Source organism: Rhodanobacter geophilus (genome assembly GCF_040812275.1).
GTDB lineage: Bacteria > Pseudomonadota > Gammaproteobacteria > Xanthomonadales > Rhodanobacteraceae > Rhodanobacter_A > Rhodanobacter_A geophilus.
Genome location: NZ_JBFOHL010000004.1, coordinates 185,545 through 198,025 on the forward strand (window position 1 = coordinate 185,545; position 12,481 = coordinate 198,025).

The following is a 12,481-nucleotide window of genomic DNA, read 5'->3' on the forward strand; positions in this document are numbered from 1 at the left end:
GGAATATCCCAATCATGCAGCTCAACCAGGTCAAGGCGATCATCACCGGCGGCGCCTCCGGTCTCGGCCACGCGGTGGCGCAGCACCTCGTCGCCCACGGCGGCCAGGTGGCGCTGTTCGACGTCAACGAGGAGAAGGGCCACGCCGCCGCCAAGGCGCTGGGCGAGGCCGCGCGCTTCCACAAGACCGACGTGACCAGCGAAGACGGCGTGGCCGCCAGCGTGGCCGCCGCGCGCGAGGCGATGGGCGGGTTGAACGTGGTGATGAACTGCGCCGGCATCCTCGGCGCCGGCCGCGTGCTGGGCAAGGAAGGCGCGATGCCGCTGAACACCTTCGCCACTACCGTGATGGTCAACCTGGTCGGCAGTTTCAACGTGGCCAAGGCCGGCGCCGCGCTGATGCAGCACAACGAGGCGGGCGAGGACGGCGAACGCGGCGTGATCGTCAACACCGCCAGCGTGGCCGCCTACGAGGGCCAGATCGGCCAGGCTGCCTACTCCGCCTCCAAGGGTGGCGTGGTCGGCATGACCCTGCCGATGGCGCGCGAGCTGGCGCGCTTCGGCATCCGCGTGGCGACCATCGCGCCGGGCATCTTCTGGACGCCGATGGTGGACGGCATGCCCGAAGCCGTGCAGCAGTCGCTGTCCGCATCGATCCCCTTTCCCTCGCGTCTGGGCAGGCCCGAGGAATTCGCCGCCACTGTGGCCTTCATCCTCGCCAACCGCTACATCAACGGCGAAACGATCCGCCTCGACGGCGCGGTGCGGCTGCAACCCAAATAGATTAAGGATGAACCCACCCCGTGCGGGCCAAGGATGGTCGACGGCACCGGGCCAGTTCCCTTGCCGTCATTCCGGCGAAGGCCGGAATCCGGTCGAGTACGGGTGCGAAGCACGCAAATCTGTTTCGAATGCTTCGCATGGCGTATTTCACTGGATTCCGGCCTGCACCGGAATGACGAGCCCTCCATCACCCAACACCCGGTTCCAACCCATGAAAGCTTCCGACGTCAAGAAAGGCAACGTGGTCGAACACGAAGGCACCGTGTACCAGGTGCGCGACATCGAGCGCAGCTCGCCCACCGCGCGCGGCGGCAATGTCACGTTCCGCTTCACCCTGTATTCGATCCCCGGCGGTCGCAAGTTCGACCTCAGCCTGCGTGCCGACGACGACCTGAAGGAAATGGACCTGGTGCGCCGCGCCGCGAACTTCTCCTACAAGGACGGCGAGGCCTTCGTGTTCATGGACGCGGAGGACTACACCCAGTACCTGCTCGGCCCGGAACTGGTCGGCGACAACGCCGGCTACGTCGTGGAGGACGTGGAAGGTTTCTACGTGCAGCTGATCGACGACGCGCCGGTGGGCCTGCAGGTGCCCACCAGCGTGGTGCTCACCGTGGTGGACACCGCGCCGGAGCTGAAGGGCGCCAGCGCCACCAAGCGCACCAAGCCGGCCAAGCTCAACACCGGCGTGGAGATCCAGGTACCCGAATACATCACCAACGACGAGAAGGTGTGGGTCAACACGCTGACCGGGGAATTCGCCGGCAGGGCCTGAGCCACGCGACCGGTGGGCCGCGGACGGTTTTTGCCATACTCGCCACTCCCCCGCCATCGAGCGTTGCTCCATGCCCGCCAGCGGCTACTCCCTGCGCACCCAGCTCGTCGAAAGCCTGACGCTCATCAAGCGGCCGGACGTGCCGCTGTGGGTGGTGCTGCGCAATACCCTCGCGGTGGTATTGCCGCTGGGCGCAGGGCTGGCCACGGGCTTCCCGGAGGTCGGCCTGGGCGTGGCCGCCGGCGCGCTGGACACGATGTTCTCCGACCAGCCCGGCCCCTATCGCCAGCGCATGCGCCGCCTGCTGCTGGCGGCGCTGGTGGCGGGGCTGGCCGCACTGCTGGGCTTCACCATCGGCGGCCAGTTGCTGCCGATGCTGCTGGCCACCGCCGCGTTCGGCTTCTGCGGCGGCATGCTGGTGGTGTTCGGCGCGGACGCCGCGCGCGTGGGCATGACCAGCATGATCCTGCTGGTGATCGCCGCCGCCACGCCGATCTCGTCCGGGGACGCCCTGCTCGCTTCCGGCCTGATCGCCTGCGGCGGCCTGCTGCTCACCCTGTTCGCGGTGGCCGCCTGGCCGCTGCAGCGCTACCGGCCGGAACGCCATGCGCTGGCCGGGGTGTACGCCGGCCTCGCCGCGCTGGCGCGACAGCCGAACCAGGACGATGACGCGAACCTCGCGCTGACCGACGCGATGACTTCGCTGCAGCACACCCTGCTCGGCCGCGATCGCGCGCACGGCCGCGCGATGGAAGCATTCGCCGTGTTGCTGGAGCTGGCCGAGCGCATCCGGCTGGAGCTGACCGCGCTGCCCGAGCTGCATGCCGGCCCCGTCGCGCACGCGCGCGACCGCGACGACGCCGCCCGCGTGCTGGAGGCGGTCGCGCACGCGCTGGAAGCCGGCGAACCACCCCGCGAGGCGGAGCGCGCGCTGGCCGCCATGCGTGACCGGGCATCGTCCGGGCTCGACCACGGTGCAGGCGCCGGCGGCCTGGCCATGCATCTGGACGGCCAGCTCGCCGCCGCCGTGCGCAACGCGAACTGGGCGGGCAGTCGCGGCGAGCTGCGGGCGGCGGCGGCGGAAACCCGGTTGCCGCGCACCCTGCAAAGCGGCTCGGCGCGCGCCATGCTGCGCGCCAACCTCACGCCGCGCTCGGTGGCGTTTCGCCATGCCGTGCGCATGGCGGTCTGCCTCAGCGCGGCGCTGCTGGTCTCGCGCCTGCTGGCGCTGCCGCATGGCTACTGGCTGCCGATGACCACCGCGATCGTGCTGCGATCGGATTTCTCCGCCACCTTCAACTTCGGGCTGCTGCGCGTGGTGGGCACGGTGCTCGGCCTGGTGCTGACCACCGCGCTGCTGCACCTCACGCCGGATTCGCCGTGGGCGCACCTCGCGCTGATGGCGCTGCTGTGCATGGGGTTCCGCTGGCTGGCCAACGCGCACTACGGCATCGCGGTGGCCGCGCTCACCGGCACCGTGGTGATCCTGCTCGCGTACGAAGGCGTCGACTCCGGCGTGGCGGTGACCGACCGCGTGATCAACACCGCGCTCGGCTGCGGCATGGCGATGCTCGCCTACCTGGCGTGGCCGACCTGGGAGCGCGGCCGCGCGCACGATGCACTCGCCGAGATGCTGGGTGCCTATGCCGGCTACCTGCGCGCGCTGGCCGTGCCGGAGCAGCGCGAGGCGCAGCGCGAGACGCGCAGCCTGGCGCGCACCGCGCGCAGCAATGCGCTCGCCTCGCTCGAACGCATGCGGGCAGAGCCGGGGACGCCGCGCTCGCTGCTGGAACTGGCCCGTGCGCTGTTCGCCAACGGCAACCGGCTGGCGCGCACCGCGATGGCACTGGAGGCGCTGGGCGAGGCATCGCCGTCGCGGCCCGCCGCCATGAACGCGTTCGTCGCCACCTGCGCGGATGCCGTGCAGGCGATCGCCACCGCCCTGCGCGAGCGACGCGCCCCCGATGCGCTGCCCGACCTGCGCGCCCTGCAGCAGGCACTCCCCGCCGCGTTGCGGCAGGCCGGCGGACAGGCCGAAGCCGAGTCGCTGGTCCGGCTCGGCGACCGCCTGACCGACAACATCGACACGCTGGCCCACGTGCTGCGGCGTGCGTATCCCGCTACCGGAAACGCCTGACCCCGGTCAGCCGGCCAGTTCGCGCTGCAACCAGGCCCGCGCCAGCCGCCACTCGCGCTGCACCGTGCTGGTGGAGATCTCCAGCGCCGTCGCGATCTGTTCGGCGCTCATGCCCATGAAGAAACGCATCGCCACGATGTCCGCCTGGCGGCGGTCCAGCGTGGCCAGCAGGTCCAGGCACTCGACCAGGGCGCTGTAGTCGACCCCGTCGGACAGCTCCATGGAGATTTCGGTGATCTGCAGGCGGTCGGTCTCGCGCGGCCGCTTGGCGGCATTGCGACGGCGCGCCGAATCCACCAGCACTTCGCGCATCGCGCGTGCCGCCACGCCCAGCAGGTGGCGGCGATTCGCCCAGTCCGGCGCCTGCGTGCCGCCGAAGACCTTCAGATAGGCCTCGTTGACCAGGGCCGTGGCGCTCAGCGTGCGCTCCATCTGCTCGTTGCCGAGCTGGGCGCGGGCGATGCCGTGCAGCGCGTCGTACATCTGGCGCAAGGCCTCGTTCAGGGCTACCGGATCGCCCGCCTGGGCGTCGTGCAGCAGCCGGGTCACTTCGACCGTGTCGTTCAATGTCTCGCTCCTGTTCCGCCGGTCGCCTTCTCGGCGACCACGAGCAGCGGATCGTGACACGGCACCGATGACGAATCGACTGCCGGACCGCCCGGCATGGGCAAGCCGTCCGGCAATGGCCGGGCTGCCATCGCCCGGGGGCGGCAGTCCCTGCCGCGCGCCGGCGACCCGGGTGTCCGCCTGGTTCCTGCGGCAAGCGGCATCGTGCCGCTGCGCACCTGGCGCAGCCTGGCGTCCAGGCTTGCTGCATCGAGCGCCCGCGGATCCGTGGGCGCCGCCTTGCTCGCGCGGTTGAAGGCCGTCAGCCGGGCCAGCCATTGCGCCGCCTGGCCGGAGTGTCCGTCATGCAAGGCCGCTTCACCCTGCCCGGCCAGCGCACGGCCCCAGGCATCCGGCCGCTCCCGCGACCCGCGCGCGCCCAGCTGCGCCTGCGCCGCGCCGAAGTCCTGTGCAGCGGCGGACGCCTCGCCGCGCGCCAGCGCCGCTTCGCCCAGCACGATCAGGGCACTGGCGCGGTTGTCCTGCGCCCACGCCAGGCCGCTGCGCGCACGCGCGGCCAGCCGGGGCAGCTGCGGCTGCAGCAAGGCGACGGCATCGGCGCCGCGCCCCGTCTGCATGTACACCTTCGCCAGCTCGGTCAGCGTGTACAGCTCGAAATCGGGCGATTCGCCGGCGAAGGAGTGCACCAGTTGCGCGGAACGCTCCAGCGCGTCGCGTGCATCCGGCAGGCTGCCGGATCGGGCCAGCGCCACGCCGAAACAGGTAAGCAGCCCGGACATGCCGGGGCCGGCCGAGCCCACCTGCCGGTCGTAGTCGGCAACCGCGCGCCGGAACAGCTTCAGCGAGCCGGCGGGGTCCTGGCGCATCGACACCAGCGCCAGCACGAAGCGGTAGTAGACCAGCGCGGGGTCATCCTTCACGTACAGGCGCTGCGCCTCATCCAGCGCCTGCCGCGCGCTGGCGATCGCGCCGGCGTCGTCATCCATCGAGCCCTGTGCCATCGCCAGCACGGCCTCGGCCTGCAGATGCAGCTCGCGATCCGGCGGCGTGCGCGCGTCGAGCGAGGCGAGTATCTGGCGCGTTTCGCGCGCGATCGACCCGGCCGTCCCGGCCGGCCCACCCAGTTCGCTGTAGAGCAGGTTGATGCGCACCCGCAGGATCTCGTCGGCATGGTTGCCGGGCGCCCGTGCCAGCAGCGCCATGGCTTCGCGATCGAGCGGAATCGCCGCCGCCAGGTTGATCACGGTGGAATAGGCGCGCCCCAGCGCCGCCAGCACCCGCCCGCGCTCCAGCGCGTCGGCGTCGTAGGAGGCCTGCAGCTTGCGTGCCTCCTGCAGCAGCGGAATCGCCTGGCCACCGAGGCCGAGCTGGTTGTACGAGCGCGCCATCGACAGCAGCAGGCTGACCCGCACCGGCGCCGCGATGCCCCGTTGCGACATCAGGGTGGCCGCGCCGCGGTCGAGCACTTCGCGCACCGTGACCTTGCTGCCCTGCGCATGGGTGGGGTCGGCGTTCTCGAACAGGTCCTGCAGGAAGCCGGCGATCGCCGCCGTCTTGTCGCGCTCCAGTTCAAGCCGCCGCATCTGCTGCATCCGCTGCGTCGCGAAGGACACCAGCAAGGCCAGCACCAGCGCTGCCGCGCTGGCGCCCACCGCATGCCGGCGCAGGAACAGGCGCGCGCGATACCAGGCCGCGCCTTGCCGGGCGCGCACCGGCCGCGCGGTGAGGTAGCGCTGCAGGTCGGCGGCCAGCGCGTCCACGCCCGCGTAGCGCTCGCAGGGATCGCGCCGCAGCGACTTCATCACGATGGCGTCGATGTCGGCCGGCACCTCGCGCCGCAGCGACGTCACGTCGGATTTGCGCAGGCGCCGGCTCGGCGGCAGCAGCTTGCCGGTATCGATGGCCTGCGACAGCCTCACCGGCGAAACCTCGTCGCCGTCGCCGAACGGGCGCACGCCGCAGACCAGCTGGTACAGCACCACGCCCAGCGACCACACGTCGGCGCCGGTGCCCAGCGGCCGGCCGTGCAGCTGCTCGGGGCTGGCGTAGGCCAGGGTCAGGCTGCGCATGTCGGTCTGCGTCCGCGTGGCCGCCACGCCGCCGACATGGTCGAGCAGCCGGGCGATGCCGAAGTCCAGCAGCTTGGGCTCGCCCTCGTCGGTCACCAGGATGTTGCCGGGCTTGAGGTCGCGGTGGATCACCAGGTGCTGATGCGCGTAATGCACGGCCGCGCACACCTTGAGGAACAGGGCCACCCGCTCGCGCAACGGCAGGTTCTGGCGCTCGCACCAGCGGTCGATGCGCTCGCCCTGCACGTATTCCAGCGCCAGGAACGAGCGACCGTCGCTGGTGGTGCCACCGTCGATCAGGTGCGCGATGTTGGGATGGTTGAGCGTGGCGAGGATGCGGCGCTCCTCCGCGAAACGCCGCAGCGGTTCGTGCCCGGAGATGCCGCCGGCATGCAGGAACTTGATCGCCACCTGCTGGCGCAACTCGTCCGGCGTCCCCTCGCCCAGCGCCCGCTCGGCCAGGTAGACCACGCCGCCGCCGCCCTCGCCCAGGCGGCGCAGGATGCGGTAGCCGCTGCTGCCCGCCGCGTTGATCGTGGTGCCGACCACCTGCGGCGCCGCGGCCAGCCGCGGCAGGCTGCAGCCCACGGTCGCCTCGGCGGCCTCCAGCATCCAGCGCACTTCGTTGCGCAGGGTCTCGTCGCCGCCGCAGTTCGCGGCGACGTAGGGCTCTCGCTCCGTTTCGACCAGATCCAGCGCAGCCAATGCGATCGGTTTCGCGCGGAGGTAACGTAATCGACGTTCCTCGTTCACTGCAGTCCCCCTGTGCGCCTCGCTCCTTGACGCGCTTTCGGACTCCCGGAGTATAGGCTCCCGCCATCGCCGTGCGCATGTGCCTGGCCGGGCCAGGCTGGCGATGGCCAGCCTCCCCGGGAGCGGCCCCCGATGTGCGCTCGCGGCACGACGCAGGCAGGCCGGCGCTCTACACTCGCCGGATGCTCAAGATCGACACCCACGCCCACATCCTGCCCCGCGACTGGCCCAACCTCGCCGCCAAGTACGGCGACGAACGCTTCCCGGCGATGACCCACACCGACGGCCGCCACCGCATCTACAAGGACGGCAAGTTCTTTCGCGAGGTGTGGGACTCCGCGTTCGACCCGCAGACCCGCATCGACGACTACGCCCGCTTCGGCGTCGACGTGCAGGTGATCTCCACCGTGCCGGTGCTGTTCTCGTACTGGGCGCCGGGGCACCAGGCGCTGGAGCTGCACCGCCACCTCAACGACCACATGGCCGGCATCTGCCGCGACTTCCCGCGCCACTACGCCGGCATCGGCACCGTGCCGCTGCAGGCGCCGAGCCTGGCCATCCGCGAGCTGGAGCGCTGCATCGACGAACTGGGCCTGCAGGGCGTGCAGGTCGGCTCGCACTGCAACGACTGGAACCTGGACGCGCCGGAGCTGTTCCCGTTCTTCGAGGCCGCCGCCGACCTCGGCGCCGCCGTGCTGGTGCACCCGTGGGACATGATGGGCATGGCCGGCATGCCGAAGTACTGGCTGCCGTGGCTGGTGGGCATGCCGGCCGAGCAGGCGCGCGCGGCCTGCTGCCTCGCCTTCGGCGGCGTGCTGGAGCGCCTGCCCCGGCTGCGCGTGATGCTGGCCCATGGCGGCGGCAGCTTCCCCTGGACGATCGGCCGCATCGAGCACGGCTTCAAGATGCGCCCCGACCTGGTGGCCACCGACAACCCGCGCAACCCGCGCGAATACCTGAAGCGCTTCTATTTCGACTCCTGCGTGCACGACGACCGGGCGCTGCGGTGGTTGCTGGATGTGACCGGCGTCGAGCAGGTGATGCTGGGCACCGACTATCCTTTCCCGCTGGGGGAACAGGAACCCGGCAGCGGCATCGAGGCCCTTGGGCTGGACGATGCCGACCGCGCGCGCCTGTTCCACGGCACCGCGCTGGAATGGCTGGGCCTGCCCAGGCACCGCTTCGCATCCGCCACCACCGTCTGAGGACTTCGCATGGCCCTTCTGCGCTCCACCGTCATCGCCGTCGCGCTCGCCGCCGGCCTGCTGGCAACCGCCCCGTCCTCGGCCGCCGATGTCAGCATGGCCAACGGCAGCGTGAACTTCAGCACCCCGGACGGCTGGCTGGACATCATGCAGACCGACGGCGATCCGGAAGTACGCGTGTTCCAGGTGCCCGATCCCTCGCCCACCGGCCGCAGCACGCTGGCCCGCGTCACGGTGACGGTGAAGCAGGAGCCCGACATCAACGGCTTCCGCGGCTACATGGACCAGGCCACCGCCGCGGCGATGGCGCTGCCCGGCTACCAGGCCGCGGCCAAGGCGCCCGAACCCAACAGCTTCAGCTACACCGCGCGCGACGCCGGCGTGGCCTCCAGCTACCGCGAGCGCTACTGGTACCGGGACGGCCACGCGATCCAGCTGCGCTGCGTGCGCCCCGCCCAGAGCCAGGCCGGCGCCGCCTGGATCGCCGCCTTCGACCGCGGCTGCGACGCGATCGCCGCGCGGTTGAAGTAGGAGCGGCTTCAGCCGCGATACCTTTAGCCGCGATACAACGCCGGGGTCGTGGCTGAAGCCGCTCCTACGGTCGGCGCCCCACGCAGGAATCACCGATGTCCGACTTCCAAGCCACCATCGCCTGGGCCGAAGCCGCCGATGCCGCCGACCCGCTGCGCGCATTCCGCGACGAGTTCCTGATCCCGCCGCACGAGGGCCGCGACTGCGCATACTTCTGCGGCAACTCGCTGGGCCTGCAGCCGCGCGCGGTGCGCGCCGCGCTGGCCGCCGAGCTTGACGACTGGGCGCAGCTCGGCGTGGAAGGCCACTTCAAGGGCCGCCTGCCGTGGATGGACTACCACGAATTCGTGCGCGACCACCTCGCCGAGGTGGTCGGCGCGCAGCCGTCCGAAGTGGTGGCGATGAACACGCTGGGCGTGAACCTGCACCTGATGATGGTGAGCTTCTACCGCCCCACCGCCGCGCGCCCCGCGATCCTGATGGAGGCCGGCGCCTTCCCCACCGACCGCTACGCGCTGGAATCGCAGATCCGCTTCCACGGCTTCGACCCGGCCAGCGCGCTGATCGAGCTGGAAGCCGACGAGCCGAACGGCACGCTGTCGATGGCCGCGATCGAACGCGCGCTGGCCGAGCACGGCTCGCGCATCGCGCTGGTGATGCTGCCCGGCGTGCAGTACCGCACCGGCCAGGCCTTCGATCTCAAGGCCATCGCCGCACTGGGACACAAGCACGGCTGCCACGTCGGCTTCGACCTCGCCCACGCCGTGGGCAACCTGCCGCTGCGACTGCACGACAGCGGCGCCGACTTCGCGGTCTGGTGCAGCTACAAGTACCTCAACAGCGGGCCCGGCGCGGTCGGTGGCGCCTTCGTGCACGAGCGCCACGCACGTGCCGTGTTGCCGCGCTTCGCCGGCTGGTGGGGCCACGACAAGACCACCCGCTTCCGCATGGGCCCCGAGTTCGTGCCCACGCCCGGCGCCGACGGCTGGCAGCTGTCCAACCCGCCCATCCTCGCGCTGGCCCCGCTGCGCGTGTCGCTGGAAATCTTCCACCGCGCCGGCATGGCACGGCTGCGCGAGAAGTCGCTGCAGCTCACCGGCTACCTGGAATGGCTGGTGCGGACGCAACTCGCCGGGGTGCTGGACGTGCTCACGCCCGCCGATCCCGCCCATCGCGGCGCGCAGCTTTCCATCCGCGTTCGCGGTGGGCGCGAGCGCGGCCGCGCCCTGTTCGACCACCTGGTGGAACACGGCGTGGTCGGCGACTGGCGCGAGCCCGATGTCATCCGCATCTCGCCGGCCCCGCTGTACAACCGCTTCGCGGATTGCCTGGTGTTCGCGGAAGCGGTGCGCGCGTGGAGCCAGGCCTGGAGCCGGTCCGATATCTCCGCATGACGCGGGCGATTCGCATGACGCGGGCGATTTGGAAACATTGAGCAGGCACCCGGAGCCGGTTCAAGTCGATGCCGCGGTCAGCAAGCCCTGCGCGAACTCGTGCACGTAGTCGAGGAAGCGCGTCTGCACGCCGTTCAAGGGACTGTCCGGCCGGTAGACGGCGCGCAGGGTGACGTCCAGCTGCAGTTTCAGCGGGCGCATCTGCACCGGCTCCTTGCTGCACCGCGCGGTGAAGGGATCCACCAGCGCCAGACCGCCGCCGCGCGCGACCAGCGCGCACGCCAGCTGGTAGGTCTGCACCCATACGTTGATGCGCGGCGCGGGATCGACCTTGGCGAGATGGCCTTGCAGCATGTTGCCCAGCGCGTCCGCCACGGTGATGCCTATCATCGGCTGGCCGGCCAGCGCGGCTATCGGCAAGGGCTTGTCGAGTTCGCGCGCCGACCACCAGCCCGGCGGCGCGATCACCATCACGTTGCCGCCGCACAGCGGCTGCTCCAGCAGGCCGTGGTGACTCATGTCCTGCAGGGTGAGGCCGATGTCGCTCTCGCGCAGCATCAGCGACTCGCACATGGCCGCCGAATGCTGGGTGTACAGCTCGACGATGGTGCCGGGGTAGACCTTGCCCAGCCGGGCGATCGCGTCGGGCACCAGCATCTGCGCCATCGTGGGCGTGCAGGTGACGCGCAGCGGATGGCTCTCGGGCCGGGTGATGTTCGCCGAGAGGCGTTGCAGGTCGTACATCTCGCGCATGATGCGGTCGATGTGATGGCGCATCAGCAGCGCCTGCTGCGTGGGCTGCAGGCGGCCGCGGACGCGGCTGAACAGGGGAAAGCCCAGGTGGTTCTCCGCCTGCTGCAGCGCCTTGCTCGCGGCGGGCTGCGAGATGTTCAGGAGGTTCGCCGCGCCGGTCAGGCTGCCAGTGCTCAGCACGGCATGGAACAGCTCGATGTAGCGCAGGCGCATGTCTCTCCCCGTCCGGTTCGCGGCGACCGTCCGCGCCGAGTGCAACACATTGCGTTTTCGCAGGCAAACCATGCAGGCGGCACGGATCCGCCATGTCGCACGACATGCCGCATCCACAACCACCGGTTATGCCATCTGCCCGTCTTTTCATTGGCGACGCGCATCCGCCCATGACTATGCTCGCCGCGGCGCGCAACCCACGGAGCCCCAGCCACATGTCGAACCAAGGAGCAGAAACCGCAGTCCGGTGGGGGCCGCCGTACCTGCTGTACCTGGGCAGCGCGACCGACGACCTCTCGATCAAGACGGCACGCGGGCTGGCATATTGGCGGGCCGAGCATTGCCTCGGCCAGCACCGCCGCCCCGATTGCGCGGTGACGCTGGGCCTGCCCGACCTCGGCTTTGCCCAGGCCAAGGCCCGGGGCGCCGACACCATGGTGATCGGCGCGGCGAACGCCGGCGGCGTGATGGGCCCGGAGATCGTCGCCGACGCCGTCGCCGCGCTGGACGCCGGGCTCAACGTGGTCTCCGGCCTGCACCACAAGCTGCGCGACAACGCCGACATCGTGGCGGCCGCGCGCCGCAACGGCCGCGCATTGTTCGACGCGCGCGCCCCCGGCCCGAACATCCCGGTCGGCAACGGCAAGCCGCGCGCCGGCAGGCGCCTGCTCACGGTGGGCACGGACTGCTCGGTCGGCAAGATGTACACCACGCTGGCGCTGGAGCGCTCGCTGCGCGCACGCGGCCATGCGGCGGATTTCCGCGCCACCGGACAGACCGGCGTCCTGATCGCCGGCGCGGGCATACCGGTGGATGCGGTGGTGGCGGATTTCATCTCGGGCGCCGCCGAGGCCATCTCGCCGGCACGGGCGGACGGTGGCTGGGACCTGATCGAAGGCCAGGGCTCGCTGTTCCATCCCTCCTACGCCGGCGTGTCGCTGGGCCTGCTGCATGGCTCGCAGCCCGACGCCATCGTGCTCTGCCACGAGCCGACGCGGCAGCACATGCGCGGCCTGCCGCATTACCCGATCCCGGAGCTGGTGGCCTGCATGGAGGCCAACCTTGCCGCCGCACGCCTGACCAATCCCGCGGTACGGCCCGTCGGCATCGCGCTGAACACGTCGAAGATGCCGACGCACGAGGCGCAGGCCGCCTGCGGGCGGGTCGGCGCGCTGTTCGGGCTGCCCTGCCAGGATCCGGTCACCATGGGCGTCGAGGCCATCGTGGACAACCTCGTCGCATGCTTCCCGGGTTGAACATCCGGCATAGTGCTCCCTCCGTGGCCTGACCGCCGCCCGGGAC

At 71.0% G+C, this 12,481-nt stretch carries 10 protein-coding genes; 7 read left to right on the forward strand and 3 right to left on the reverse strand.

What is annotated here, in order from left to right:
- The first annotated feature begins 14 nt into the window (after window positions 1–14).
- From ABQJ56_RS06370 to ABQJ56_RS06380, 3 genes are all read left to right on the forward strand, one after another.
- On the forward strand, window positions 15–782 hold the full coding sequence (locus ABQJ56_RS06370; protein WP_367844156.1) for an SDR family NAD(P)-dependent oxidoreductase: 768 nt from the start codon (window positions 15–17) through the stop codon (window positions 780–782).
- 211 nt (window positions 783–993) lie between these two features.
- Entirely contained in the window at window positions 994–1,557 is a 564-nt protein-coding gene (gene efpL, locus ABQJ56_RS06375; protein WP_367844157.1) for an elongation factor P-like protein EfpL, read from the forward strand.
- 70 nt (window positions 1,558–1,627) lie between these two features.
- Window positions 1,628–3,694 carry an FUSC family protein gene (locus tag ABQJ56_RS06380; RefSeq protein WP_367844158.1) on the forward strand — a complete coding sequence of 689 codons (2,067 nt, stop codon included), beginning with the start codon at window positions 1,628–1,630 and terminating at the stop codon, window positions 3,692–3,694.
- A 6-nt stretch (window positions 3,695–3,700) separates the two neighbouring features.
- On the opposite strand, the gene ABQJ56_RS06385 is transcribed toward ABQJ56_RS06380, so the two are convergent.
- Together ABQJ56_RS06385 and ABQJ56_RS06390 are read right to left on the reverse strand one after the other, a co-directional pair.
- Window positions 3,701–4,261, reverse strand: coding sequence for an ECF-type sigma factor (locus ABQJ56_RS06385; protein ID WP_367844159.1), 561 nt, complete (start codon window positions 4,259–4,261; stop codon window positions 3,701–3,703).
- Window positions 4,258–7,083, reverse strand: a complete 2,826-nt coding sequence (locus ABQJ56_RS06390; RefSeq protein ID WP_367844160.1) for a serine/threonine-protein kinase — start codon at window positions 7,081–7,083, stop codon at window positions 4,258–4,260. The genes ABQJ56_RS06385 and ABQJ56_RS06390 overlap by 4 nt, the downstream gene beginning before the upstream one ends.
- Before the next feature lie 182 nt (window positions 7,084–7,265).
- Here ABQJ56_RS06390 and ABQJ56_RS06395 point away from each other — a divergent pair, with 182 nt between their 5' ends.
- The 3 genes from ABQJ56_RS06395 to kynU all read left to right on the forward strand — a co-directional run bounded on the left by ABQJ56_RS06395 (window position 7,266) and on the right by kynU (window position 10,213).
- Entirely contained in the window at window positions 7,266–8,288 is a 1,023-nt protein-coding gene (locus tag ABQJ56_RS06395; RefSeq protein WP_367844161.1) for an amidohydrolase family protein, read from the forward strand.
- Window positions 8,289–8,297: 9 nt separating this feature from the next.
- Entirely contained in the window at window positions 8,298–8,819 is a 522-nt protein-coding gene (locus ABQJ56_RS06400) for a hypothetical protein (RefSeq protein ID WP_367844162.1), read from the forward strand.
- Window positions 8,820–8,914: 95 nt separating this feature from the next.
- Window positions 8,915–10,213: a kynureninase gene (gene kynU / locus ABQJ56_RS06405; protein ID WP_367844163.1), complete on the forward strand. Its 1,299-nt coding sequence runs from the start codon at window positions 8,915–8,917 to the stop codon at window positions 10,211–10,213.
- 60 nt (window positions 10,214–10,273) lie between these two features.
- Here the strand turns inward: kynU and ABQJ56_RS06410 are convergent, their stop codons facing one another.
- The gene (locus ABQJ56_RS06410) at window positions 10,274–11,179 is read right to left on the reverse strand and encodes a LysR substrate-binding domain-containing protein (RefSeq protein WP_367844164.1); all 906 of its coding nucleotides are present in this window, start codon (window positions 11,177–11,179) and stop codon (window positions 10,274–10,276) included.
- 215 nt (window positions 11,180–11,394) lie between these two features.
- Between ABQJ56_RS06410 and dgcN the strand changes: the two genes are divergently transcribed.
- The gene (gene dgcN, locus ABQJ56_RS06415) at window positions 11,395–12,435 is read left to right on the forward strand and encodes an N-acetyltransferase DgcN (protein WP_367844165.1); all 1,041 of its coding nucleotides are present in this window, start codon (window positions 11,395–11,397) and stop codon (window positions 12,433–12,435) included.
- Window positions 12,436–12,481 lie beyond the last annotated feature (46 nt).